This window comes from Psychromicrobium silvestre (genome assembly GCF_013408295.1).
GTDB classification, from domain to species: Bacteria; Actinomycetota; Actinomycetes; order Actinomycetales; family Micrococcaceae; genus Renibacterium; species Renibacterium silvestre.
The window spans coordinates 536545-562902 of the sequence record NZ_JACBYQ010000001.1 but is presented as its reverse complement, the minus strand read 5'-3'; the positions used below and the strand labels follow the sequence as shown (position 1 = coordinate 562902).

Here is a 26358-nt window from a genome sequence, read left to right as displayed (position 1 = left end):
TATCAGTAACCCGGTCAGCTACCCCGGATGATCCCGCGTAGCTTCTCCAAACGGCTGGACACCTCACGTTCGGCACCGTTCGCCGTCGGCTGGTAATAGTTCTTACCGATCAGATCGTCCGGCGGATATTGCTGACGGGCTACCGAGTGCGGCTCATCGTGAGCGTAAATATAGCCTTTGCCATGGCCCAATTGTTTAGACCCGGGGTAGTGAGCATCGCGCAAATGAAGCGGAATCGTGGTGCCCTTTCCAGCGCGAATATCCGCCACCGCGGCGTTAATACCCAGATAGGCCGCATTGGACTTCGGTGCAGTGGCCAGATGCACCACGGCTTCGGCGAGCGGAATTCGGCCTTCGGGCATGCCAATGAGTTGAACGGCCTGCGCCGTGGCCACCGCTGTTTGTAGGGCGGTGGGATCTGCCATCCCGATGTCCTCACTAGCCGAGATGATCAGTCGTCGGGCAATGAAGCGAGGGTCCTCCCCCGCTTCAATCATCCTGGCCAGATAATGCAGAGCAGCGTCCACGTCGGAGCCACGAATCGATTTAATGAAGGCACTGATTACGTCGTAATGCTGGTCACCGGCCCGGTCATAACGCACCGCAGCGGCATCGATAGCTCTTTCCGCGTCTGCTAGTTCAAGGGTCGCAGCACCCTGACCGGACTCGTCAAGCAGGCCTTCGGCCTCCCAACGATCCAAGGCGACTCCCGCTGCAGCTTCCAGGGTGGTCAGCGCCCTGCGCGCGTCCCCAGAAGAGAGTCGAACCAGATGGTCGAGGGCGGGTTCACTCAACTCCAGCGAGCCCGCTAGGCCGCGTGGATCCAGTACAGCCCGCTCAATCAGCGCACGGATATCCTCATCGTCCAGGGGCTGGAGCGTGAGCAGCAGGGAACGCGAAAGCAAAGGAGAAACCACCGAAAACGAAGGATTTTCCGTGGTTGCTGCCACCAAAACCACCCATCGGTTCTCCACTCCGGGTAGCAGCGCGTCCTGTTGTGCTTTGGTGAAGCGATGAATCTCATCGAGAAATAACACCGTGGTGCGACCGTGCAGATCTCGGGCGGTCAGCGCTTCATCCATCACCCGGCGCACGTCCTTAACTCCCGCGGTGATCGCGGAGAGCTCTACAAAGGACCTGCCCGGGCCGCGAGCAATCACATGAGCCAGCGTGGTCTTCCCGGTGCCCGGAGGCCCCCAGAGGATTACTGAACTGGGACCGGCAGCGGAATCGGTGGAGGCAGCCGCCAGTCGGCGCAAGGGCGAACCGTCGCTGAGTAGGTGCTGCTGGCCCACCACTTCGTCGAGGCTGCGAGGGCGCATTCGCACCGCGAGGGGTGCCCTGGCACGCCCGGCACGGGGCTCAGCCGTCTCGGCTTGGTCGAAATCGAACAGATCGCTCACCCTCCCTACGCTACCTGGCAGCACCGACAACAGATAGCGTAGGAAGCATGTCCCCACCCACCGAGAGCTCCGCTATTCCAGGACCCAGCCCCCGACCGGCCACCCGTAGCCGCCTGGCTTGGGTGAGCGGAGAGCGCTTGTCCGGCTGGTTGGAGAGGTTTCAGGCAGCGCACGGTCAGCTTCGAATCGAAGAGAGTGAGAACGGCGTGTCACTCTTCGCCCTCGACGGTAGCTTCGCGGAACTTGCCGCACCTTGGCCGGTGGCCGGAAGACCCGGCCGCGGCGCAGATCCGGTGCAACGTCTGGCTTCCCTGAGTGAGCAGTCCCGTACCGTCGTCGTGCTGCTGATTCGGCGTGGTGGCTATGCGGTGAGTCTCTGCCGAGACGGCCAAGTGCTGGCCTCCAAAATAGGCACTCGATATGTGCAGTCCCGTACCGCTGCGGGTGGCTGGTCGCAGCAACGCTTCGCCCGTCGTCGAGCCAATCAGGCGGACGCGATGATCGAGGCGGTGGCTGACCACGCCGCCGCTCTGCCCACCGAGCAGGCCGAATACCTGGTGCTTGGTGGGGATAAGGCGATGGCCGCGACGCTCATCGCCGAACCGGCAGTTAGCGCGCTCGCGAAACTGGAACGGCTGGCTTTCCTCGACGTCCCAGATCCGCGAGCAAAGGTTCTAGCCGAAGCCGCCAAACAAGTACGTAGCGTGCGGATTAAGGTGACAGACGGCCCCTCCCCGGCAGCGCTAAGCTAAATCAATGCTGATTATCGAACTCGCGGCAGCCGAAGCCATCGAGGTTCAGGAAGTCCTCGATCTCTATCATTCCGTCGGCTGGCACGCCTTTGATCATGCCCCCGAGAGGCTCATGCAGGCCTTGGCCAATTCAACCGCACTGGCCCAAGCACGCGAGGATGGAAGGCTGGTGGGGCTGGCCAGGGTGATCTCCGATTCGGTGTCCATCTGCTTCCTGCAGAGCTTGGCAACCCATCCGGACTACCAGCGTCGAGGAATTGGCAAAGCCCTGGTAGAGAAAGTCTTCGAGCCTTTCCCATTGATGGTGCGGGCGCTCATCACCGGCGTGGCTCCGGAACAACGCGCTTTTTATGAATCACTGGGGTTCATCGATCCGGAAAAAACGCTGCCGGAGCCTTCCACAGTTTTCCTCAGACATTACTGAGACATTACTGCGCTAGTATCGAATAGAAGTAGTCATCGGCGTGCCCAAAGCCCAGTTGCGCATAGAGCCTGCGGGCTCCGGCATTGACGTGCTCTACCTGGAGGAAAGCCCTGCGGGCTCCATCCCGGTAGCCCGCAGCGAGAAGCCCGCGAATCAAAGCACCGGCTAGTCCCCGGCGGCGCTCGGCAATGGCCGTCTCCACACTCGAAATCCCTGCCCAGCCGCTTTCCACATCCAGGCTGAGCCGCGCAATGGAAACGACCCGACCCCGCCGGCTAATGGCGCCGTAAATTGCTCGGCCCCCGGCCAGCACCTCACCGAGGGTCAGTTTCGCGTCCTCTTCCAAGCCGCCGGTTTCGGCCATGAAGTCTAACCAGGCTGCTGTCGGCTTGGAGGAATAGTCGATCTGCTCATGCTCGACGGCGGCTGGCTCGGAGTCAAGATTCATCGCCATGATCTCGGTGTGGCCCAGCTCCGAGTACCCGCGCCGGGAGAGCAATCCCGCCAAGCCCGGCGATTCGGTACTCAACCGACGCTGAAGGATGCACGGCAGGCCGAGAGCTCGGTAGTGATCTTCGGCCCGCTCGACGGCGGCAAGCAGACTCGACAGTTCGGCCTCAGCTGAAGTCCCCGCGACAGAACGAGCCATCGGCAGCACCGAGTTGGCTCGCTTCGTCACCCCACGGGAGGAGCGAAGCAGCCAACCTCGATCCTCAATGACCCGCAAGGCCGGCCAACTCCGGTGCATCACCAGGTCAAACCCAGCCGAAGACACCGCCCATTGATCCGCTTCCTGCCGGGGCACGCTCAAAGCTTAGACCTCGCTATGCCTCGGCCTTTTTGGGCACAAAGTCGATCCCGGCTTCCTTACGCTGCTGCGCGGTAATTGTTTCGGGCGCACCAGTCAGTGGATCGAAGCCACCACCGGACTTCGGGAAGGCAATCACGTCGCGGATCGATTCCACCCCGGCCAGCAGGGCCACCGCACGGTCCCAGCCAAAGGCAATACCTCCATGTGGCGGGGCTCCGTACTTGAAACCTTCCAGCAGGAATCCGAAGGCTTCCTGCTGCTGAGCCTCGTCCAGACCCATCAGGGCAAAAACTCGCTCCTGCACATCGCGCCGGTGAATACGGATCGAACCGCCGCCAATTTCATTGCCATTGCAGACAATGTCATAGGCATAAGCAAGAGCCTCGGCCGGAACCTCATCGAAATTGTCCAGGAATTCCGGTTTGGGTGAGGTAAAGGCGTGGTGCAGGGCGGTCCACTCTCCCGCTCCCACGGCGGTGTCGCCCGAGGCGGTGGCAGCGGCCGCCGATTCGAACATGGGGAAGTCCACCACCCAGACAAAGGCGAAGTCCTTCGGATCGATCAAGCCGGTTCGATGTCCAATCTCTACCCGGGTGGCACCCAGGATTGACCAAGCGTCGTCCCGTTCCCCCGCGCCGAAGAATACACAGTCACCGGGCTTCGCCCCGACCGCCTCAGCCAGTCCGGCCTTTTCCAGCTCGGAAAGGTTCTTGGCCACCGGGCCGGTCAGCTCGCCGTCGTCCTGAACCAGCACGTAGGCCAGCCCCTTGGCGCCACGCTGCTTGGCCCATTCCTGCCAACCGTCCAAGGTTCGCCGCGCCTGCGAGGCACCGCCGGGCATCACCACAGCCCCCACATAAGGAGCCTGGAAAACCCGGAAAGTGGTGTCCTTGAAAAATTCGGTCAGCTCGGTCAACTCCAAGCCAAAGCGAAGGTCGGGCTTATCCGAGCCGAAGCGAGCCATCGCCTCCCAGTAGGGCAGCCGCTGAATCGGGGTGGGAACCTCCACGTCGATGAGCTTCCAGAGCGCCTTCACCACCCGCTCGCCCAGCGCCAAGACGTCTTCCTGATCCACGAAGCTGGCCTCGATATCCAACTGAGTGAATTCCGGCTGGCGGTCCGCCCGGAAATCTTCATCGCGATAGCAGCGAGCAATCTGGTAATACTTTTCAAAACCGCCCACTTGCAGCAGTTGCTTGAAGAGCTGCGGGGACTGAGCAAGGCCATACCAGCTACCCGGGGCTAGCCGAGCGGGCACCACAAAATCCCGTGCGCCGCCCGGGGTGGAGAGCGTCATGGTCGGCGTCTCAATTTCCACGAAGCCTTCGTCGTGCAGCAACTCACGAGCCACCCGGTTCGCCTCGGAGCGCAGTTTCAGGTTCCTGGCCATAGGTGCGCGGCGCAGGTCTAGATAGCGGTGCTTGAGCCTGGCTTCTTCGCCCACCGAACCGTCGCTGCCGTGCTCATCCAAGGGGAAGGGCAGGGGCGCGGATTCGTTTAGCACGGTGACGATATCCGCCACTACCTCGATCTGACCGGTGGGTAGAGCAGGATTCTCATTGCCTTCCGGGCGTCGCTGTACGGTGCCGGTGATCTGCAGTACGAATTCATTGCGGACCGAGTGAAAATCTTCCTCATTGCGGGCTACCACCTGGGCCACCCCGGAGGAATCACGGAGATCGACGAAGGCCACTCCACCATGATCACGACGACGAGAAACCCACCCGGTCAAGGTGACGGTTTCTCCGATCAACTCGGTGTTCAGGCTCCCGAGTCCATGAGTGCGCAGCACAGCGGTCCTTTCAGTGGTTGAATGAAGAAAGCGAGGGAAGAGGCGTAAAACCGCTCCCGCTCTGACAAAAGTTTACAGTTTCCGATGACAAGAAATGGTCAGTCCACGATGGGGCCTCCACGCCAGCCCACTCTCCGCCGACGACTCGGCCTCTTTGACGCCACCGTGATCGGCATGGCGTCGATGCTCGGTGCTGGTGTTTTTGTGGCTTTCACCCCGGCAGCCCGGGCCGCCGGCTCCTGGCTTTTGGTGGCCCTCGGACTAGCTGCCGTGGTGGCCTATTGCAATGCCAGCGCCTCCGCCCAGCTAGCAGCGGCCTACCCGGAAAGTGGGGGTAGCTATATCTACGGACGGGAGCGGCTGGGTCGCTGGGCCGGTTTCGTTGCGGGCTGGTCTTTTATCTCCGGAAAGGTTGCTTCCTGCGCCGCAATGGCGATGACCTTCGGGCTGTACCTAGCTCCCGAGCTGGCTCGCCCGCTTGCGGTAGCCGCCGTCGTAGTCCTCACCGCGGCAAATTTGCTTGGCGTGACTAAAACAGCCTGGTTGGCTCGCGTTCTGCTGCTACTCACGCTCGGTGCACTGACAGTTGTGGTGGTGTTTTCTTTCAGCAGCCCGCCACAGCCGACCAGCCTGCTGCCGGCCTGGCCGAGTCCTGGCGAAGCTTTCTGGGGCATTTTCCAAGCCGCCGCCTATTTGTTCTTTGCCTTTGCCGGTTATGCCCGGATCGCGACGATGGGCGAGGAAGTTCGTGCACCAAGACGGACAATTCCACTGGCCATTCTGCTGGCCCTGGGGTTCACCATGGTCTGTTATCTGCTGGTAGCAACTGGGCTGCTCCGATATCTGGGTCCGGCTGGACTGGCGGCCGAGACCACCCCCTTGCTGACCGTCGGCCAGCGGAACGGATTTGGTGGGCTGATCACCTTTGGCGCCGCCGCCGCTAGTCTGGGTGCCCTGCTGGCACTTATCGCTGGGGTGGGCAGAACAAGCCTGGCGATGGCTAGGCAGCATGACCTACCCCAGGTATTTTCTCGGGTAAGCGAACGCTTCAGGGTTCCCTATCTTGCCGAGCTGGCGGTGGCGGCAGTGGTGATCACCCTGATTCTGAGCGCAGATGTGCTCACCGTGGTGGGATATTCCAGTTTTGGCGTGCTGATTTACTACGCCATCACTAATCTAAGCGCGCTCACCCTAGCGAAGCGCCCCTGGTATGCACCTCGCTGGCTCAATCTGCTGGGCTTCATTGCTTGTGCCCTGCTCGCCTTCACCCTGCCCGCTCACGCCGTGCTCTGGATGGTCAGCGTTATCGCAGTGGGCTGCGCGGGGCGCGGTCTGGTGCTGCTCTGGCGACAGCGCGGCCCCAGCAGTTTGACCGGCGGAAAGCCTTAGTTCGGCTGAACCAGGACGTGCAAATCCTCGGCGGGCGGAAGCCAGCTTTCCGGATCAGCGGGAACCTGTTCACCGGAGCGAATGTCCTTCACCTCGTGGCCGCCCTCCTGGTTGAGGAACCAGACGAAGGGAATCCCCCTCCGGTCGGCGAACTTAATCTGTTTGCCGAACTTCTCCGCGGCTACCGCAACCTCGGTGGCAATCCCCCGGGACCGCAAGGTCACGGCAAGATCCTGAGCGGCGGCCCAATCCTGATCAGAGGTCAGTGCAATATAGACGGCTGTCGGCACCGATCGGGAGGCGGTGGCCAATTGCTGGCTAAGAATGCGGGCCAGCAATCGGCTCACGCCGATGGAGAGTCCGACGCCGGGGAAGGTCCTGTTGCCCTTCCGTGCCAGCGCATCGTAGCGACCACCGGAGCAAATTGACCCAAGAGCTTCGTGCCCCACCAATACCGTCTCGATCACCGTTCCGGTGTAATAATCCAGGCCGCGGGCAATAGATAGATCCGCCAGCACGGTTCCCGGGGCTCGGCCCATCGCGGCGCTGAGCACCGAGGAGAGCTCCTCCAGACCTTCTTCAAGCAAGTCGTTCTGCACGCCGTGCTGCTCACAGAGTGCCCGAACTTGCCGGACAAAATCCAGATCGGCACTGCTGATCTGTGCCAAAGCCAGGGCGGCCTGAGCCTGTTTCTCGCTGGCACCCAGTTCCTCGCTTAACAGCCTAGCTACGGCGTCCGGACCGATTTTCTCCAGCTTGTCGATGCTGCGCAACACCCCGGGGGTGTCTTCTAAGCCCAGTCCCCGATAAAAACCCTCGGCAAGTTTGCGGTTGTTCACCCTGATTCTGAATTCCGGGATCGGCAGGGCGGAAAGAGCTTCGACGGCAAGCAGCACAATCTCAACGTCGTGCCGGAAGGGCAGCACGCCGTCGCCCACCACATCGAAATCAGCCTGGGTGAACTCCCGTGCCCGGCCCTCCTGCGGCCGTTCACCGCGCCAAGCCTTCTGGATCTGGTAACGCCGGAAAGGGAACGCCAAATAGCCTGCGTTCTCCACCACATAGCGGGAAAACGGCACGGTCAGATCAAAGTGCAAGGCCAGTGCGGCCTCGGCAGCTCCTTCATCGGCTTGCAGCCTGCTCACCGCGTAGACCTCTTTATCGATCTCGCCCTTGCGCAGCAGCTGTTCTACGGTTTCTACGGCCCGGGTCTCAATCGAGGCGAAGCCGTGTAGTTCAAAGCTCTTACGCAATGAGTCGATGACGTGCTGCTCAATCATCCGTTCCTGGGGCAATAGCTCAGGGAAACCGGATAGTGAGGCATTTCGGGCCATCTGACTCATACTCCTTCGTGCGCTAGGCGCTACTGGCATGCCAATGCATGGACTTGCACTGGGAATCTACTAAGGTTCTCACAGGACAGCAGTAACGCTGTTGGGTAAACTATCTGCGGCAACCAGTTTAGCCAGACCACTCCGTGAGTCTCGCTACATTGCGTTTCAATTGCCGGAGAACGACGACGAGGAGCTGCATTGGCGGCGAGCAAGAGCACAGCGCGGGAGACCAAGAAGCGCATTGCGCAGATGGAAGCCAAGCGCGAACTGCGTCAGGGCCAGCGCAAGCGCCGGCTGCGCGACAATATCGTCAGCGCAGCAGCTGTGGTGATGGTGCTGGGGTTGGCAGTAGTGCTGCAATTGACCGTCTTTGCCTCCAATCCAACCGCCGATCAGGTGGCGCAGGCGCAGGCCGGTTTGAGCGATCCCGCCACCACCAGTGCAAGTCCCACAGCGTCGCTACCTGCCGTGCCGAATCCCTCGATAGCGAAGGGAAAGACCTTTACCGGTTCGCTGAGCCTGAACGGCAAGGCACTCGGCGTGAGCCTGGACGGAACCAAGGCGCCACAGGCTGCCGCGGTTTTCAAAACGTTGTCCGATAGCGGCTTCTACACCGATAAGACCTGTCACCGATTGACCACGGGAGATTTCGCCGTCCTGCAATGCGGTTCGATAGATAACAAGGGAGCCGGTGACACCACCTTCACCTGGGGACCGGTGGAGAACGCCCCGAAGAACAATGTTTACCCGGCAGGCACCATTGCGGTGGCGCGGCAGTCGAATAATGCCAAGAGCAACGGCACCCAGTTCTTCATCGTCTATAAGGAAACCACTATCCCGGCCGACTCGGCAGGTGGCTACACCGTGGTGGGCAAGGTGACCAGCGGCCTGGACGTAGTCACCGAGCTGGCCAAGGCCGGCACTGCCGATGGATCTGCAGACGGGGCACCGAAGACCCCAATCAAGATAGACTCGTTTACGCTCAAGTGATGCCCATCCAATGGAAAGAGTTTTAGCGGTGACCGAACGTCAACAATCCGACGAAGCAACGAACGCCCCTACTACCCCGGCACCGGTTCCTTCGCCAGCGGCTTTTGCCGCTAGGCCCAGGCCGGTAGCTCCTGCTGCGAGCCCCACCGAAGCAAGCACGGCTCCAGCGGCCCCCAGCGTGCCACTGACTCCAGGTACGACGGCGGCAGAGGCTGCCCGCTTTGGCCGAGCCGAGGAAGACGGTCATGTTTTCCTGCTGCTGGACGGCGAGGAAGTTCCGGTAGGCCAGTACCCCGGTGCAAGCAAAGAAGAGGCGTTGGCCTACTTTGCGCGCAAATTCGATGATATTGCCGGGCAGATCACTCTGCTGGAACAGCGCGTCGAGGCCAAGGCACCGAGCACCGACATGAACAAGACGGTGAAACATCTGCGTGAGCAGCTGGCCGAACGTCATTCAATCGGTGACGTCCGTGCCGCGGAAGCTCGTCTGGAGGTCTTGGACGAGCGGATCAAGTCGCTGCAGCAGGCCGAAAGGGCTGAGCACGAGGCTGCCCGTGCCGTTGAGTTGGCCTCCCGCGAAGCCATTGTGGCCGAGGCGGAAGAGTTGGCAGGCCAGGATCCGGCAAGCATGCAGTGGAAAAATGGCAGCGCCAGGATGAACGAGCTCTTCGATGCTTGGAAGTTGGCTCAGAAGGACGGTTTGCGGCTGGGTAAGGCTACCGAGGACGCACTTTGGAAGCGTTTCCGCGCCGCCCGAACCATTTTTGATCGGCACCGCCGGGCTTTCTTCTCGCAATTGGACAGCGCAAACGCTGTCGCCAAAACCGCGAAGGAAAAGCTGATTGAAGAGGCCGAGGCACTCTCCAGTTCCACCGATTGGGGCGTTACCGCGGGCGATTACCGGGATTTAATGGACCGCTGGAAAGCGGCTCCACGGGCTAGCAAAAAAGAAGACGACGCCCTGTGGACCCGGTTCCGGGCCGCCCAGGAGAAGTTCTTTGAGGCGCGGAAACAAGCTAATGCCGTGATTGACCAGGAGTACTCGGCCAATCTGGTGGTCAAGGAAGCTCTTATCACCGAGGCTAAAGGGCTACTTCCGATCACCGATCTGGCTGCCACTAAGAAGTCCTTGCAGTCTATTCGGGATCGCTGGGAGGAGGCAGGCAAGGTACCGCGTGCCGATATGCAGCGGGTCGAGGCTGGCTTGCGTTCCGTGGAGGACGCCGTCCGCAAGGCGGATGACGATCACTGGAAGCGTACCGATCCCGAGGCGAAGGCTCGGACCAATAGCGCGCTAAGCCAGTTGGAAGCCGCCATCGCCAGTCTCCAGGACGATTTGGATAAGGCCAAGGCAAAGGGCGACGCCAAGAAGATCAAGAACGCCGAGGAAGCTCTCGCTGCCCGGCAGGCTTGGCTGGAGCAGATCCGCAAATCCGCTGACGAACTGGCCTAATACTTAGCTCCAGTCGCAGAGTCTCGCTGCCCATCGAATCCTCGTATTCGGTGGGCAGCTTTTTTCTGGAGTATTTCTGAGTTTTCCACATTCTCTGCTGAAGGACTTTTGCTCGCTGTTAGTTACCGGCAAGCTTGGGCCATGGTTTTGAGTCTGATTCCCGTTCCCTCTCCTCTTCCGCGGCGACGCTACCCCGGCGATCTGGGCCTGGTCGCTCCGGGCCGCGTCTTCAGCCTGATCGAGCTCCAGGCCATGGCTCGGGACGGGGTGCTACAGCAGGTCTACGATGCTTGCTATCTTCCGGTCGGACGGCAAGTTCACACCGAACATCGAGCGGTGGCAATGTCCTTACAGATCCCAGCCAACCTGGAAGGCAAACTAATTTTGGGTCGATATAGCGCCGCTTGGATCTACGGCATTGGTTTTGCGCCGCCTCGGGTGACGGCTTTGATCGACCATAAGCGCCGCGCGGGTGCGCTACCACCTTTCAATTCCTTACAGGTCCATGAGGTCACCCTGGGCCGCTTCGACACCGTTTTCAAAGCGGGCGTGCGGGTTACCACCCCGTTGCGGACCGCCGTCGACCTAGCTTTTCAGCCCCGGCCAAGCTCCGAGGAGTGGCCTGATCCGGTGGCCGTGCTAGCTGAGTTGTGCGCGGATAGCAGCCTAAGCTGCCCGTTACCGTTGGTTCGCCGTGCGGTGGAGTCCATGATCCGGGTTCCGCACCGATTCAAGGCTCTAGAACGACTCTCCGCCCTGGCGGCTTAGCTAGGGCTCCTGGCGGCTTAGCTGCGGCGTTGGCTTCCGGTGGTCCGATAGACGTCGAAGACACCGTCGATACGACGGACCGCGCTGAGAATATGGTTCAGGTACTTAGGATCGCCCATTTCAAAGGCGAAGCGGGAGATGGCCAGGCGGTCGCTGGAGGTCTGCACGGTGGCCGAAAGAATATTCACGTGGTTCTCCGAAAGCACCCTGGTCACATCGGATAGCAGGCTCTTCCGGTCCAAGGCTTCCACCTGAATCTCCACCAAGAAGACACTCGATTGAGTCGGCGCCCACTCCACCTCGACGATGCGATCCGGTTGATCGCGCAGTTCCACCACATTGCGGCAATCGCTGCGATGTACCGAGACCCCGGAACCTCGGGTGACGAAGCCGATAATTGAATCCGGTGGAACGGGAGTGCAACATCGGGCTAGTTTCACCAGCACATCGCCCACGCCACGCACCGTCACGCCCGAATCGGAGCTCCGCGGCCGGGGAGCGTGCACCGCCGGAAGCGAGATACTCTCAATCTCCTCTTCTTCGGTCCGGTGCCCGCCCAGTGAATCGACGAGCTTCTCCACCACCGAGGCGGCCGAGACATGACTATCCCCCACCGCAGCGTAGAGAGAAGAGATATCCGGATAACGCAGTTCCTCGGCCACGCCGAGCAGAGCCTCATGCGTCATCATCCGTTGCAGCGGCAGGTTTTGCTTACGCATCGCCCGGGTGAGCAATTCCTTACCCTTGTCCACCGCCTCTTCGCGGCGTTCCTTACTGAACCACTGGCGGATCTTATTCCGCGCCCGCGGGCTCTTGACGAAGTTCTGCCAGTCCTGGCTGGGCCCGGCTCCCTCGGCCTTTGAGGTGAAAACCTCTACCCAATCGCCATGGTTCAGCTCGCTATTGAGCGGCACCAATTTGCCGTTCACCCTGGCGCCGATGGTCCGGTGCCCCACCTCGGTGTGCACAGCATAGGCAAAGTCAACCGGGGTTGAACCGGCTGGCAGAGCCATCACATCGCCCTTGGGGGTGAAGACGAAAACCTCTTGAGCGTTAATCTCGAAACGCAGCGAATCAAGGAACTCCCCCGGGTCCTTGGTTTCCTGTTGCCAGTCCACTAGGGTGCGAAGCCAGCCCAAATCGCTGTCCCTGGTCTCGCCGGGCGGAACCGATTTGCCGCCCGCCTGGCTCTTGTACTTCCAGTGCGCGGCCACACCGTACTCTGCCCGCTGATGCATTTCGTGGGTACGGATCTGGATTTCCACCGGCTTACCGCCCGGGCCAATCACGGTGGTATGCAGCGATTGGTACATATTGAATTTCGGCATCGCAATATAGTCCTTGAAGCGCCCGGGCAGGGGGCTCCAACGGGCGTGCATGGCTCCGAGGGCTGCGTAACAGTCGCGGACAGAATCGACCAGAACGCGCACCGCGATCAGATCATTAATGTCGTCGAAGTCTTTGTCTCGAACGATCATCTTCTGATAGATCGAGTAATAATGCTTGGGGCGTCCGGTGATCGTTGCCTTGATCCTGGCCACACGCAGATCTTCGCTGATTTGCGAGCGGACTGCTGTCAGGCTCTTTTCCCGCTCCGGTGTGCGGTCCTCAACCATCCGGACGATCTCTTCATAGACCTTGGGGTAGAGCGCGGCAAAGGAGAGATCCTCAAGCTCCCATTTGATCGTGTTCATACCCAGCCGGTGTGCCAACGGGGCAAAGATCTCCAGGGTTTCCCGGGCCTTACGGGAGGAAGACTCGGGCGAAACGTAACGCCAGGTCCGCGCATTATGCAGGCGGTCGGCCAGCTTAATGACCAATACTCGGATGTCCTTAGCCATTGCCACGACCATTTTGCGGACCGTCTCGGACTGCGCAGCCTCACCGAAAGTCACCTTGTCCAGCTTGGTCACGCCGTCGACCAGCATGGCCACCTCCGGACCAAAATCGGCTTTCAACTGATCGAGCGTGTAGGGGGTGTCTTCAACGGTATCGTGGAGCAGCGCGGCGGCCAGCGTGGTACCAGACATGCCCAGTTCGGCCAGGATCGTGGCCACCGCGACCGGATGCGTAATGTACGGATCGCCGCTCTTACGTTTCTGCCCCTCGTGGCTGCGTTCCGCCACCTGATACGCGCGCTGGATGAGCTCAAAGTCCTCACGTGGATTATTGGACCGCACCACGCGAAGCAACGGCTCAAGGATCGGTGAATGCTGGACAGTTCCGCGCCCGGTGAGCCGAGCCAGCCGGGATCGAGTACGTTCACGACGACCGGGGGCGATGCCGGGCACAACAGTTCGCTGCCCGGGTGTCTCAACACTGCCGGGATCCTTAGCGGGGTTAGCGCCCTGCTCGGCATGCTCTGCCGAAGTCGCCAGCACATTCTCTTCCACGGTGCCCCCTCCCTGGCCGCCTTCAGAACTTTTAAAGAACTAGAAACCTACCCTATTTCAACATTCGATCCATCCAGTCTATGCCCGCCAGAAGCAGATGGTGGCCGGTACCCTCGGGTACCGGCCACCATCTGCTAATGACTAAGCTTTGGCTTCGACTGCTTCAACACTCCCGGACTCGGATTCTTCCTTGCTTTGCGCAGCGATCCGCGCCTGGACGCGATCGGCTTGCTTAAGCAGCTCCGGCTCATTCTGCCGGAACAGAGCATAAAGCGGGGCTGCGATAAAGATCGTGGTCAGCGCGCCGACGATAATGCCGATGAACAGCGACAGAGATAGATCACGCAGGGTTCCAGCACCCAGCAGGAAGCTGCCGATGAACAGAATCGAGGCCACCGGAAGCAGGGCGACCATCGAGGTGTTGATCGAACGTACCAAGGTCTGGTTCACCGCGAGATTGACCTCGGAGCCGAAGCTGCGCCGGCTGGAGGTCCTGATATCTGAGGTGTTCTCCCGTATCTTGTCAAAGACCACCACAATGTCATACAGCGAGTAGCTGAGAATGGTCAGGAAGCCAATGATGGCGGAAGGAGTTACTTCCACATCGGTAACCGCATAGATTCCGGCCGTGGTGATTTGTACAAAGAGCATGCCGATAATCGCGGCTAGCGACATCTTCCAAGTGCGGAAATACAGCGCCATTAGCACCGTGGCCAGCACCACAAAAACTACCAAACCGATCAAGGCTTGCTTGGTCACATCGGCACCCCAGGTTGGGCCAACGAAGGTTGAGGTGACGTCCCCTTCGGAGACTCCATAAGCCTTGACCAGCGCCTCTTTGACTTTCAGCGTCTGATCGTCACTGAGAGTGTCGGTCTGAACCTGCATGCTGTCCCCGGCCACATTCGCGACTCGGGCAACTTTGCCGCCGGTAGCAGCCGCTACAGCCTGCTCACCAATAGTGGTGCTGGTGTCCTTGACCTTGGAGACGGTGAATTCACTGCCGCCGCGGAAATCGATGCCCAGGTTGAAGCCACCCTTGATCACCGGAACAAGAATCGAACCGATCACCAAGACTGCAGCGATAATGAACCAGATCCGGCGTCGTCCGATGAAATCGTAGGACCGCTTTCCGGTGTAAAGCTCGTTACCAAAGGTTGAGAAGTTCGTGAACTTAGCCATTAGTCGTTGTCCTTTGCTGCACTGACCGAGGTCTTGCTGGCTGAGTCTTTGCCTTCAGCAGCAGCGCTTCCGGCCGCTTTATCGCCCGAGGCGAGTTTTTCCACGAGCTTCCGCTCAGCGATCGTTTGCCGTCGCTCCGCTTCGGCTGCGGCGCCGGCGTTCTTAGCTTTCAGGGTGCCCTTGGCCACCGAAGGACGATCTTCCGGGGTGCGTAAGCGCCCGGCTCCACGGTACATCGGGATGGCTCCGAGTCGATCCGGAGAGAGCCCGGAGAAGCGGTGCCCCTCGCTGAAGAACTTCCGGGTGGAAAGCATCTGCAACATGGGATGAGTGAACATAAAGACCACGATCAAGTCCGCAATCGCGGTCAGACCCAGGGTGAACGCGAAGCCCTGCACGTTACCGACTGCAACGAAGTACAGTACGACGGCGGCCAGCAGGTTTACTGCCTTGGAGGCCAGCACGGTGCGCTTGGCCCGCTGCCAACCATTGGCTACCGCAGTGGCCAGGCTACGACCCTCACGCAGTTCGTCCCTAATGCGCTCAAAGTAAACGATGAAGGAGTCCGCTGTCTGACCGATCGCCACAATCAAACCCGCGACGCCTGCCAAGGAGAGCCGGTAGCCCATTCCCCAACCCAGCAGCGCAATGGCCAGATAGGTCAGTACCCCAGCAACCACGAGGGAAGCCACGGTGACCAGACCCAGCATCCGGTACTGGAAGAGTGAGTAGATCACCACGAGCAGCAAGCCGATGGCACCGGCCAACAAACCCATCTCAAGCTGTTGAGTGCCCAGGGTAGCTGAGACCTGCTGTTCGCTCTGAATGGTGAAGCTAATCGGTAGTGCACCGAATTTAAGCTTGTCCGAGAGTGACTTCGCGCTGGCCTCGGTAAAACTGCCGGTGATCTGCGATTTACCGTCGGTAATCACAGCCTGCGAGGACGGAGCCGAGATGACTTGACCGTCCAAGACAATGGCGAATTGAGCCTTGGGATCGCTCTGATTGGTCAGGTAGTAGCCGTTGAGCCGGGTGGTCACATTGCGGAAGGCTGTGGTTCCCTCCCCATTGAATTCTAAGTTCACAGCCCACTTATTGGTGCTGCCACCCTGAGCGGTTTGCTGTAGACCGTAGCTAGCGGAGGAGATGTCCTTACCCAAGACCTCGACCGGACCCAGAATGTACTTCTGCCCAGTGCCCGGCTCACAAGCCACCGTGGCCTTCTTCGGATCGGCGTTCTCAATCGGATTGGATACCGGGGGAACGCAAGAGTAGCTCTCAAAGAGTTTGTAAATATCCGGCGTGACGTTATTGGGATCGCTGGCATTCGTCGGAGCCGCCGTCGGCTTCGGAATCTGGGCCTCCGGGGTCAGCTGAGCCTTGGGCGTAGCCGTACCGGCAGCCGAGGTAATCACCGGCCGGAAGCTCATCGCTGCCGAGGCTTTGATCAGGTCTCGCTGCTCACTGGTCGGCGTGCCCGGCATGCTCACCACGACGTTATTGCCGCTCTGGGTGTTGATCTGGGATTCCGAAACACCGGAACCGTCCACACGCTGGCGGATGATCGATACCGCTTGCTGCATTTGCTCATCGGTGATGGTGGCGCCGCCTTCAACCTTGGGGGCAAGGATCATCTGCGTTCCACCCTCCAGGTCGAGGGCCAGTTTGGGTGCCCAGCTAGCGCCGCCGAACATGGCGCCGCCGCCAAGCAGCAGCACCAGGACCACAATGAGGGCACCGAGCCACAGGATCACCCTGCGGCCTTGTGATGCGGGGCCTTTTCGTGCCATAAGAGTTTCTCGGTTCCTTCTTGCGTGCTTAGGGATAAAGCCGGTTCAACATAGCAACGCCGTCCAAGCTCGGAAGCCTGGACGGTCGCACTATGGACAAAGGCTACTTGTCCTTGTCGTTTTCTTTGTTCAACCGGGCCAAGGTTTCCTCGGCGGTCTCGTTCAAGGGATGGTTCATGCTGTCCTGCGAAGCCGACGCTTCCGGCAGTGGGCCGGTCAGCGAGGAAGCATCATCCGGTACCACCGGGGTTTCCTCGGAAGCGGCTTCGGCTGGGGTCAGGATCTTGGTAACAGCCTGCCGGTGTACGGTGGCGAGATTTCCGGGAGAGAGTTCCAGGACGATCTTGTTATCAACCTCGTCCACCGAGTGCACGGTGCCGAAGAGACCGAAGCTGGTCATCACCTCGACGCCGGGTCCCAGTTTGGCTTGCTGTTCCTGCTGAGTCTTCTGCTGCTTACGCTGCCGCCAGAAAGTGAAACCAATGAAAACAGCAAAGACGGCGAAAAGAAGCACCATCGTAATATCCACAGCAAAAATCCGTTCTAGGAATTATGGGCACACATCCACGCCGTGGATGTGCCGAGCGTCATACCAGTCTAGAGCAGTTTTTCAAGGATTTCTCTGCATTCGCCGCAAGCTGAGTTCAACTCAGCGTCCGGTAAACCAATCTTGACCGGATTCCGCTTCCTCTGAGGGCTCTTCCAAGGTGTCGAAGAGGGCTGGCATATCCACCACAGACATACCTTCCGGCATCGGCACTCCGAGATGCTGCCAGGCCGCAGGCATAGCGATCCGGCCCCGTGGAGTCCGGCCCAACAGCCCTTCTCGGACCAGGAATGGCTCCGCCACGGTCTCCACTGTTTCCATCTCTTCGCCCACCGCGATGGCTAAGGTAGAAAGCCCTACCGGGCCGCCATTGAACTTGCCGATCAAAGCCTGCAGAACGGACCGATCCAGTCGGTCCAAGCCGCGGGCATCGATTTCGTACATCTCTAAGGCCGCAGAGGCGCTGGAAGCTTCAATCCGATCCAGACCGTGCACCAAGGCCCAGTCACGCACCCGGCGCAGCAGTCGGTTGGCGATTCGAGGAGTGCCCCTGGAACGACTGGCGATCTCGGAGAAGCCCGCACTAGATAGTTTGAGGTCGAGGAGCCCGGCGGAGCGACGCAATACCAGTTCCAGCTCCTCAACAGAATAGAACTCTAGGTGCCCGGTGAAACCGAACCGATCCCGCAAGGGACCGGGAAGCAAGCCCGCCCTGGTGGTCGCCCCGACCAAGGTAAAAGGTGGCAGCTCAAGCGGAATAGCGGTGGCACCGGCTCCTTTGCCCACCACAATGTCCACCCGGAAATCCTCCATAGCCATATAGAGCATCTCTTCGGCAGGCCTAGACATCCGGTGGATCTCGTCCAGGAAGAGCACTTCCCCTTCGGTTAGCGAGGACAAGATTGCGGCTAGATCGCCTGCGTGCTGAATGGCTGGCCCGGAGCTGATCCGCAAAGGAGCGTTCATCTCGGCCGCGATAATCATTGCCAGCGTGGTTTTACCCAGTCCTGGCGGTCCGGAGAGCAGCACGTGATCGGCACTGCTGGAACGCATTCGGGAGGCCTCTAAGACCAGGGAAAGCTGCCTGCGGACCCGTTTCTGACCGACAAAATCGTCTAGATTCTTCGGCCGGAGCGCAGCCTCCAGCGCCCGCTCCTCGGGCTCCCCCGCGGCGGAAACTAAGGTGCGCCCGTCCTCATCAACGGCATTGTGTTCAGACATTCGCGCTCAGCTTGGATCGGCTAGCAGGTGCACCCGCAGCGCGACGCGCCCCATCTTGGCCCAGCCAGCGTAGGGTGCTTCGCAAAATCGCCGCGACATTCCCCTCCGCCAATAGCTCCGGCTCCCCTTCGGTCGCCTTATCGATGCTGCTAAGGGCGTCCTTCTCGCTCCAGCCCAAGCTGATCATGGCCGCTACCACCTGAGGTTTCCAGCCCTGCTCTCCGGCGGCGGGTGCCGAATCGCCTGAAGTGCCGCGCGGTATCAACTTATTTGCCAGTTCGAGCACAATCCGGCCGGCAACCTTGGGGCCCACGCCGGGAACCTTGGTGAAGGTCTTGCCATCGCCGCTAGAGGCCGCCACCCTAATAGCCTCGGGTTCCAAAACCGCAAGCACGGCGAGGGCAAGTCTAGGTCCGATGCCGCTGACGGTCAGCAGGATCTCGAAAACTTCGCGTTCGTCCAGATTGGCAAAGCCGTAGAGCGTCATCGAGTCCTCGCGGACGATCATCGAAGTTGTCACGGTGGCTTCCTGTCCCAAGCGCAGCGTGCCCAGGGTCTTCGGAGTGGCCTGCACCAGCATGCCCATACCGCCAACGTCGATAACAGCGCTGGAGAGGCCGAGTTGGGCCACCGGGCCGCGAAGAAAACTAATCATTGCGCTTCGCCTTTGAGAAGAAACTATCCGAACATATCTACGAATAGGTTAGCGCCTACCGTGTGGTTCATGACAAGCGCCACGCCACAACTAGCGATCCCAATCCGAGCCGCGCGCAGAAGAATACGCTCAGCGCCACTGTTGTTTGGCCTTCTCCGCGTTCTTTCGGGCTTTCGCCTCGGCTTCGAGCCAAAGTTTGCGGGCCGGCGTAAGTTGCTGACCGCCGTCCTCCGCGGTAAGGCTGCCCGGCCCGCTGCGCCAGGCGTGGGTGATGGCTAGAGCCAGCGCGTCCGCGGCATCGGCAGGCTTGGGCTCTTCCTGGAGCCTAAGAATCTTGGTCACCATCTTGGTCACCGCGGTTTTATCCGCCCTGCCGCTACCTGTCACCGCAGCTTTGACCTCACTGGGGGTGTGTAGCGCAACGGCGACACCGCGGCGGGCGGCGGCAGCCATCACGATGCCAGAAACCTGTGCCACCCCCATCACAGTGGAGACGTTGGTCTGCGAAAAAACCCGTTCCACCGCCAAGACATCTGGCTTATAGCGATCCAGCCAGTCCTCAATTGCGGTGGAGATCAGCAGCAGTCGCTGTGGTAAAGCCATCGAGGCGCTGCTACCGACCACATCCACGGCGACCATGGTGGCGGAACGATTAGCGGCGACGTCAACCACACCCAGCCCGCAACGGGTCAGTCCGGGGTCAACACCTAGGACGCGCAGCGCCCTCCCCCTCCGCTCGGGTTCATTTAGTCTTCTTCCAGCTGCGCCATGACTTCGGCGCTCATATCCGCATTCGAGTAGATGTTCTGCACGTCATCCAGATCCTCAAGCGCATCGTAAAGCCGGACGAATTTCTTCGCGTGCTCCACATCGAGCTCAACCTGCATGGACGGCACAAAGCCAGCTTCATCGTTCTCGTATTCGATTCCGGCCTCGTTCAATGCGCTGCGGATAGCAGGCAGGTCCTGAGGTTCCGAGATCACCTCGAAGTTCTCACCGTCGACCTTGACTTCCTCGGCACCGGCGTCGAGCACGGCCATCAGCAAATCGTCTTCGCTCAAGCCGTTCTTCGGCAGCGAGACGATGCCCTTGCGGGTGAACATATAGGCAACAGAGCCAGGATCAGCCATATTGCCGCCGTTGCGGCCCACCACAAGACGTACCTCGGAGGCCGCTCGGTTCTTATTATCGGTAAGGCACTCAATCAGAATCGCGGTGCCTTGCGGGCCGTAACCTTCGTACATGATGGTCTGATAGTCCACCGCCTCGCCGAGCTGGCCGGAGCCACGCTTAATTGCCCGGTCGATATTGTCGTTCGGCACCGAAGTCTTCTTCGCCTTGGTGACTGCCAATTCCAGGGCAGGGTTGCCTGCCAGATCGGGGCCGCCGACGCGCGCAGCCACTTCGATGTTCTTGATCAGCTTGGCAAACGACTTTGCGCGCCGGCCATCGATAACGGCCTTCTTGTGCTTGGTGGTAGCCCACTTGGAGTGACCGGACATACTCTGCTCTTCTTCCTCTGCCTGCTACTCAAGCTTCTTGCTTGATCATCCGAATAAATAACTCGTGCACCCGCAGTTCTGACGGAACACCCCGCTGGCCGGTCACTTCCGGGTGGAAGGAGGTAGCCAGCAGATTGCCCGAACGAACCGCGACGGCGCGATCTGCTCCTTCGATTCTAACCGTGGCCAGCCGCTGCACCCCGGCACCGGCTGATTCCACCCAAGGAGCTCGGATGAAAACGGCGTGCATCGGACGCTCCGGATCGCTTAAACCTGAAAACGTCAACTCCGTTTCAAAGGAATCACGCTGCCGTCCGAAAGCATTGCGCCGCACCGCAATATCCAAGCCGCCCAGGGTTTGCTGCGGTTGCCCACCAAGATCGGTTGCCGGATCAACAATTCGATCCGCCAGTAAAATCATCCCGGCGCAGGACCCGTAGACCGGCTGACCCGAAGCGATGAATTCCTTCAACGGCTCCGCCAAGCCGAAGGAACGGATCAGTTTGTCCATTGTGGTGGACTCGCCACCGGGCAGGATCAGACCCGCAAGACCCGCCAGCTCAGCCGCCCTGCGAATCGGCACTGCGGTCTCCCCGCAAGCCTCGATTGCGCGGATATGCTCATGCACATCGCCTTGTAGGGCCAGTACACCGATCAGGTTCTCGCTCACTTTCACCCGGCAAGCATACTCTGCGCCCGGCCCTGCCTGAGCAGGAATCGCCCACCGCACCAGTACGATTGAGGCTGGACTTTCTTATCTGTGAGGTAGAGCTTATGTGTGGAATCGCCGGGTACTTCGGCTATGGTGCGGACGAGGCAATGCTTAAGGCGATGAGCGACACCATCGCCCATCGCGGCCCCGATGGTGAGGGGTTCTACACCAAGGACCAGATCGGTTTTGCGCACCGCCGACTGGCGATTATCGACGTCGCCCATGGCCAGGAGCCGATGATCAGCCAGGACGGCCAGACTGTTCTGGTCTATAACGGCGAAACTTATAACTACCTGGAACTGCGCGCCGAGCTCGAAGCTCTAGGCCGCACCTTCTTGACCAATTCGGATACCGAAGTGGTGCTGCAGTCCTACGAGGAGTGGGGCGAAGAGGCCTTCGACAAATTCAATGGCATGTTCGGCCTGGCCATCCACGACGTCAAAAAGGGCAAGCTTGTGCTGGCCCGCGACCATTTCGGCATCAAGCCGCTTTACTTCGCCACAGCGGGAACTAAAGAACAGCCAACTTTGCTCTTCGGATCGGAAATCAAGCCGCTGCTGGCCACCGGAAAGCTGGAGCGGAAGATTAACGAGCGGATCCTTTACCGCTACCTGCAATTCCGCATCCACGATGAGGAAGCCGAGACCTTCTTCGAGGGCATCGACAAGTTGATGCCCGGAGAAAAGCTGGTGGTGGATACCAGTACCGGTATCCACCAGGTGAGTATGTTCACCCGACTTCCGGAGGAACTCAAGGAGCTGTCCAAGATCGGCACTCCTTATTCGAAGGAAGTCATTGACGAATACCGTCAGCGCTTCACCGAGGGCGTTAGGCTCCGCCTTCAGTCCGAAGTGCCGGTAGGAACCGCGCTTTCGGGTGGACTGGATTCCTCCGCCGTGGTGGTCACCATCAATAAGTTGATGCAGGAGAACGCTGCCGCCACCGATTCGTTGGGCGGCAGCCAGCAGACCTTCTCGGCGGTCTTCCCGAACTCGATCAACGACGAGGAAAAGTACGCCGACGCCGTGCTGGACCTGTGCCAGGGCAATGTCACCAGCCATAAGATCTTGCCTAAGCCCGCGGAGTTTGAAGCAGATCTGATGGACTTTGTGCGCACGCAGGAGGAGCCCATCATCTCTTCCGGCCCCTACGCCCAGTATCAGGTGATGCGGGAGGCTTCCAAGCATGTCACCGTGCTGCTGGACGGTCAGGGCGCCGATGAGATGATGGCCGGTTACATTCCTTATTACCTGGCCTATCTGCGCCAGCTGAGGAAGCACGGCGAGTACAGCAAGCTGGCCAAGGAGATGCTCTCCAGCACCGATATTCTGTTCCGCCTGGCTCGATTCCAGATCTTCGGCCGGCTTAGCGCTAAAAAGACCTTGAGCATCTCCAGCTTGCTGCAGAAGTCATTCACTTCGAAGTACAAGGATGAGCGGTTCAGCAATGTGCCGGACAACCTCAAGCTTCGTCTGATCGATGATCTCTTCCACAAGTCCTTGCCCTCGGTGCTGCGTTATGAGGACAAGAACACCATGCGCTTCTCCTTGGAGGGGCGGGTACCTTTCCTGGATAAGGAAGTGGTCAAATACCTGTTTAGCCTGAGCGATGAATCAATTATCAAGGGCGGCTGGAATAAGCGAGTGCTGCGCGATGCCACCCGCGGCATGCTGCCCTCCATGATCAGCAATCGGCGGAACAAGATCGGTTTCACCACTCCCGAGGCCGAGTGGTTCGTGCACATGAAGGAGAAGCTCTACGAGATCTTCCTCTCCTCTTCCTTCGAGGCTCGGCCGTACTGGAATCAGGACGCCGTCATCTACGCCTTTGAGGAGTACCTGAGCGGTAAGTCTTCGCCGAACACGATGGTTTTCTGGCGGCTGCTCAACACCGAACTCTGGCTGCGTGAATTCTTCGATGAGCCGGAGGTCAAGGCTGGAATCGAGGGGAAGAGCGATTACGCCCCGAATGCCGATAAGGAACTGAACATCACCCTTGCTGAGGATGGTAAGACCTATCGGCGTTACCCCATCCGCACCGAGGTTTTCTACAAGGAAACCGATCTGGATCCGGCGTTGCTGGGTTATGTGAAGCGTTTTGTTGATGGCCTTCCCCAAGCCGATCAGGAACATCAGCAGGCCACCGCCGGAACCCCTTGGTACCTGTTCATCTCCGAAAAAATCGTGGCTATGACTCAGGGACGGTCCATTCCGGTCTGGGATATCAAGGTTTCCAATGCCGCCCGGTTCTTCTCCAAGTTCGTCACCCGCAATCCTGGAGGCATCGGCCTGGCTAGCCCCTGGTCAATGCAGTTAGCCATCGATGAGGTGGGACTGCCTCGTATTGCCTACGCCTCCGCGCGTAGCGTGCTGGGCAAGTTGCAGGGCAAGTCCGGGGTTTTCTACGAGGTGGTTGGTCACAATATCAACGCCATTGACGGCGCAGCCGGGTACCAGGTGGGTACCTCAACGCACTCGGTCAAGTACGCACCCAAGGATCCCGACGGCGTGGCCCGCCGGCTGAGTGCCAAGGTACGCGCCATGTTGCCCGAGGAACTGGCAAAGAACTTCGGTGGCACCGCGATTATGGATGCCAATGACCTCGGCGTAGTGGCTCTAGGACATGACACCGGTCTCAGCAAGAGCGTTCTGGAGGGGATCTTCAAGGACAATCCGCAAGGGCAGACCACCGAGACCACTCCAATGTCTCTGGTCTTCCTACAAAGCTAAATCCTTCTAAGAACGACGGCGGCCCGGCAGCAGCATTGCTGTACCGGACCGCCGTCGTGGTTAATGGTCAGGAATTTTCTACCTCAACCACGGCCGCGTCGGCGTTTTTGCGCACCGATTCAATGCCGTTCAGGGCGCTAGCTTTACTCTTATAGCCTTGGGAAGTCGCAATCACTTCACCGTTACCCGCTTTGAGGCGAAACCGGAAGTCGCCGGACTTGTCTTCGTATAGTTCGAATTTTCCTGCCATAACATTCCCTTTTCTGTTCGCGGAAACCGTAGTTTCCGGTGATGTCCCCCAGGACACCAGTGTTGCAGAGGGCCTTCAGGTTCCGATAGGGCTCAGGCGTTTTTTACTTCGGGATTCCCTTCCATCCTTGAACCGTGGAAGTCCTTAGTCCCCCGGAGTTGTGCCGCTCTATCCGGCATGAAAGAGTCAACGTATGTCGATTGCCCCGCAGCAAATTTCCCAGGAAACGCCGGAAAATCCCTTGCTCGTACCGAGCTCATTGCCCTATCGTCTACCGGAGTTCTCCGCTATTCGGACCGAGCATTACCTTCCGGCCTTCGAGCAGGCTTTCACGGTTCATCTTGCCGAGATAGCAGCGATCCGTGACAATCCAGAAGCCGCTGATTTCCAGAACACCGCCGAGGCGATGGAACGCTCGGGCGCCCTGCTAAGGCATGTCGCCCTGGTGTTCTTCAATATCTCCTCGGCGGATAGCAGCCCGGAGATCCAGGCCATCGAGAGTTCGGTGGCACCTCAGCTCAGCGCACATATGGATTCCATCCAATTGGACAGCAAGCTCTTTGCCCGCTTCGCCGCCATCGATCTCTCCGGGTTGAACCAGGAATCTCAACGCCTGGTGAGCGAATATCTAGCGGAGTTCAAGCGGGTTGGAGCCACCCTGGGGGAAGCGGCCAAGCAAAGGCTGCGCGAGATCAACTCAACGCTTTCCGAACTCAGCACCCAGTTCAGTCAGGACAGCCTGGCTAATCTGAATTCAGCAGCGGTTTTGGTGGAGGATCCGGAGCAACTTGAGGGCTTGTCAGCGCATCAGCTCGCTGCGGCTGCCGTGGCGGCGGAGCAAGCGGGGCAGCCTGGAAAGCATCTGCTCACTCTGATCCAGCCCAGCGCGCAGCCAGCACTCGAATCGCTCCACAATCGAGATTTGCGTCGTCGACTCTTTGAAGCCTCGGTCAATCGCGGTCAGGGTATCGGCGATGTCCGGACCCTGGAGGCAGCCGCCAAGATGGCCAAGCTACGCGCCGAGCGGGCACAGCTCCTCGGTTTCGCCTCACATGCCGATTATGAGACCTCCGATCAAACCGCTCCCTCACTCGGAGCCATTAATTCGTTGCTCTCCCAGCTCGCGCCAGCGGCCGTGCGCAACGCTCAGGCCGAGGCGGAGGCACTCGCGGAGACCGCCGGACATTCCATTGAGCCTTGGGACTGGTCCTACTATTCGGAGAAAGTACGCAAGGCCCGCTACGACGTGGACCTGGCCGCACTCAAACCGTATTTTGAGCTGGATCGGGTGCTGCAGGACGGCGTGTTCTACGCCGCTAACAAGCTCTATGGCCTGAGCTTTATCGAACGCAAGGACCTGCAGGGCTACCATCCCGAGGTTCGTATCTGGGAGGTCAAGAACGAGGACGGCAGCGGGCTCGGTTTGTTCCTTGGTGATTACTACACCCGGGACAGCAAGAACGGCGGAGCCTGGATGAACCCGCTCGTCGAGCAATCGGGGCTCACCGGCTGGCAATCAGTGGTGGTCAACAATCTGAATATCTCTAAGCCACCGGCCGGTGAACCCACCCTGCTCAGCTATGACGAAGTGGTGACGTGTTTCCACGAGTTTGGCCATGCCCTGCACGGTTTGTTCTCCCAGGTGCACTATCCGCGTTTCTCCGGCACCTCGGTGCCCAGGGATTTCGTCGAATATCCTTCGCAGGTCAATGAAATGTGGATCCTCTGGCCCGAGGTGATTGCCAATTACGCCCGACACTACGAGAGCAATGAACCGCTCCCCCAGGAGGTGCTGGAGAAGCTGGAAGCCGCCAAACTCTGGGGCGAAGGTTTTGCCACCACCGAATACCTCGGCGCGGCACTGCTTGATCAGGCTTGGCATCAGCTCGCCGCAGGAGAAGATCCCGGTGATCCGCTTGAATTTGAGGCAGCGGCGCTGCGGAAGGCCGGCGTCGAGCTGGCCCTGCTGCCACCCCGATACCGGACTAGCTATTTCAACCATATTTTTGCGGGTGGATACTCGGCCGGGTACTACTCTTATATCTGGTCCGAGGTTCTAGACGCGGAGACGGTTGAATGGTTCGAGGAAAATGGCGGGCTGAGCCGGGACAATGGCGACCATTTCCGCGCTGAGTTACTCTCGGCTGGCAATCGGATCGATCCCTTGCAGGCTTTCCGTAATTTCCGGGGCCGCGATGCCAGCATCGATCCGCTATTGAGCCGTCGTGGCTTGCGGTAAGTAACGCTGTGCTAGCCGGTAT

22 protein-coding genes are annotated in these 26358 nt (G+C 59.7%); 8 read left to right on the top strand and 14 right to left on the bottom strand.

Features of this window, described 5'->3' with window-relative positions:
- Window positions 1–14: 14 nt before the first annotated feature.
- Window positions 15–1403 carry a replication-associated recombination protein A gene (locus FHU41_RS02690; protein WP_343046228.1) on the bottom strand — a complete coding sequence of 463 codons (1389 nt, stop codon included), beginning with the start codon at window positions 1401–1403 and terminating at the stop codon, window positions 15–17.
- Between the two features lie 47 nt (window positions 1404–1450).
- Here FHU41_RS02690 and FHU41_RS02685 point away from each other — a divergent pair, with 47 nt between their 5' ends.
- Window positions 1451–2155 (top strand): acVLRF1 family peptidyl-tRNA hydrolase, encoded by a 705-nt coding sequence (locus FHU41_RS02685; RefSeq protein ID WP_179388095.1) that lies wholly within the window; start codon window positions 1451–1453, stop codon window positions 2153–2155.
- A 4-nt stretch (window positions 2156–2159) separates the two neighbouring features.
- Window positions 2160–2579 carry a GNAT family N-acetyltransferase gene (locus FHU41_RS02680; RefSeq protein ID WP_179388094.1) on the top strand — a complete coding sequence of 140 codons (420 nt, stop codon included), beginning with the start codon at window positions 2160–2162 and terminating at the stop codon, window positions 2577–2579.
- Between the two features lie 4 nt (window positions 2580–2583).
- On the opposite strand, the gene FHU41_RS15360 is transcribed toward FHU41_RS02680, so the two are convergent.
- Together FHU41_RS15360 and aspS are read right to left on the bottom strand one after the other, a co-directional pair.
- Window positions 2584–3384, bottom strand: coding sequence for a GNAT family N-acetyltransferase (locus FHU41_RS15360; protein ID WP_179388093.1), 801 nt, complete (start codon window positions 3382–3384; stop codon window positions 2584–2586).
- A 19-nt stretch (window positions 3385–3403) separates the two neighbouring features.
- Entirely contained in the window at window positions 3404–5182 is a 1779-nt protein-coding gene (gene aspS / locus FHU41_RS02670; RefSeq protein ID WP_179388092.1) for an aspartate--tRNA ligase, read from the bottom strand.
- Window positions 5183–5266: 84 nt separating this feature from the next.
- Between aspS and FHU41_RS02665 the strand changes: the two genes are divergently transcribed.
- Entirely contained in the window at window positions 5267–6571 is a 1305-nt protein-coding gene (locus FHU41_RS02665) for an APC family permease (protein ID WP_246279414.1), read from the top strand.
- Here the strand turns inward: FHU41_RS02665 and hisS are convergent.
- Entirely contained in the window at window positions 6568–7905 is a 1338-nt protein-coding gene (hisS, locus tag FHU41_RS02660; RefSeq protein ID WP_179389091.1) for a histidine--tRNA ligase, read from the bottom strand. The genes FHU41_RS02665 and hisS overlap by 4 nt on opposite strands.
- A gap of 198 nt (window positions 7906–8103) precedes the next feature.
- Here hisS and FHU41_RS02655 point away from each other — a divergent pair, with 198 nt between their 5' ends.
- From FHU41_RS02655 to FHU41_RS02645, 3 genes are all read left to right on the top strand, one after another.
- Window positions 8104–8895 carry a peptidylprolyl isomerase gene (locus FHU41_RS02655; RefSeq protein ID WP_179388091.1) on the top strand — a complete coding sequence of 264 codons (792 nt, stop codon included), beginning with the start codon at window positions 8104–8106 and terminating at the stop codon, window positions 8893–8895.
- A 10-nt stretch (window positions 8896–8905) separates the two neighbouring features.
- Window positions 8906–10348, top strand: coding sequence for a DUF349 domain-containing protein (locus FHU41_RS02650; protein WP_179388090.1), 1443 nt, complete (start codon window positions 8906–8908; stop codon window positions 10346–10348).
- 141 nt (window positions 10349–10489) lie between these two features.
- On the top strand, window positions 10490–11116 hold the full coding sequence (locus tag FHU41_RS02645) for a type IV toxin-antitoxin system AbiEi family antitoxin (RefSeq protein WP_179388089.1): 627 nt from the start codon (window positions 10490–10492) through the stop codon (window positions 11114–11116).
- Between the two features lie 17 nt (window positions 11117–11133).
- Here FHU41_RS02645 and FHU41_RS02640 read toward each other — a convergent pair whose 3' ends face one another.
- From FHU41_RS02640 to pdxT, 9 genes are all read right to left on the bottom strand, one after another.
- Entirely contained in the window at window positions 11134–13509 is a 2376-nt protein-coding gene (locus FHU41_RS02640; protein WP_425503228.1) for a RelA/SpoT family protein, read from the bottom strand.
- A 141-nt stretch (window positions 13510–13650) separates the two neighbouring features.
- Window positions 13651–14691, bottom strand: coding sequence for a protein translocase subunit SecF (gene secF, locus FHU41_RS02635; protein WP_179388088.1), 1041 nt, complete (start codon window positions 14689–14691; stop codon window positions 13651–13653).
- Complete coding sequence (secD, locus tag FHU41_RS02630) at window positions 14691–16481, bottom strand: protein translocase subunit SecD (protein WP_179388087.1); 1791 nt, start codon at window positions 16479–16481, stop codon at window positions 14691–14693. Before secD ends, secF begins: the two co-directional genes overlap by 1 nt.
- A 103-nt stretch (window positions 16482–16584) precedes the next feature.
- On the bottom strand, window positions 16585–16998 hold the full coding sequence (gene yajC / locus FHU41_RS02625; RefSeq protein ID WP_179388086.1) for a preprotein translocase subunit YajC: 414 nt from the start codon (window positions 16996–16998) through the stop codon (window positions 16585–16587).
- 132 nt (window positions 16999–17130) lie between these two features.
- On the bottom strand, window positions 17131–18249 hold the full coding sequence (gene ruvB, locus FHU41_RS02620) for a Holliday junction branch migration DNA helicase RuvB (protein ID WP_179388085.1): 1119 nt from the start codon (window positions 18247–18249) through the stop codon (window positions 17131–17133).
- Window positions 18242–18904 carry a Holliday junction branch migration protein RuvA gene (gene ruvA / locus FHU41_RS02615; RefSeq protein WP_179388084.1) on the bottom strand — a complete coding sequence of 221 codons (663 nt, stop codon included), beginning with the start codon at window positions 18902–18904 and terminating at the stop codon, window positions 18242–18244. The genes ruvB and ruvA overlap by 8 nt, the downstream gene beginning before the upstream one ends.
- Window positions 18905–19033: 129 nt before the next feature.
- Window positions 19034–19624 carry a crossover junction endodeoxyribonuclease RuvC gene (gene ruvC / locus FHU41_RS02610; RefSeq protein ID WP_179389089.1) on the bottom strand — a complete coding sequence of 197 codons (591 nt, stop codon included), beginning with the start codon at window positions 19622–19624 and terminating at the stop codon, window positions 19034–19036.
- Between the two features lie 26 nt (window positions 19625–19650).
- A complete protein-coding gene (locus FHU41_RS02605) occupies window positions 19651–20406 on the bottom strand; it encodes a YebC/PmpR family DNA-binding transcriptional regulator (protein ID WP_179388083.1) in 756 nt (251 codons plus the stop codon).
- 28 nt (window positions 20407–20434) lie between these two features.
- Window positions 20435–21082, bottom strand: coding sequence for a pyridoxal 5'-phosphate synthase glutaminase subunit PdxT (gene pdxT / locus FHU41_RS02600; protein WP_343046227.1), 648 nt, complete (start codon window positions 21080–21082; stop codon window positions 20435–20437).
- Window positions 21083–21180: 98 nt separating this feature from the next.
- Between pdxT and asnB the strand changes: the two genes are divergently transcribed.
- Window positions 21181–23847, top strand: coding sequence for an asparagine synthase (glutamine-hydrolyzing) (gene asnB / locus FHU41_RS02595; RefSeq protein WP_179388082.1), 2667 nt, complete (start codon window positions 21181–21183; stop codon window positions 23845–23847).
- 67 nt (window positions 23848–23914) lie between these two features.
- On the opposite strand, the gene FHU41_RS02590 is transcribed toward asnB, so the two are convergent.
- Window positions 23915–24097, bottom strand: a complete 183-nt coding sequence (locus FHU41_RS02590) for a YegP family protein (protein WP_179388081.1) — start codon at window positions 24095–24097, stop codon at window positions 23915–23917.
- Window positions 24098–24290: 193 nt separating this feature from the next.
- On the opposite strand from FHU41_RS02590, the gene FHU41_RS02585 reads away from it, so the two are divergent.
- Entirely contained in the window at window positions 24291–26336 is a 2046-nt protein-coding gene (locus FHU41_RS02585; protein WP_179388080.1) for a M3 family metallopeptidase, read from the top strand.
- Window positions 26337–26358: the final 22 nt, after the last annotated feature.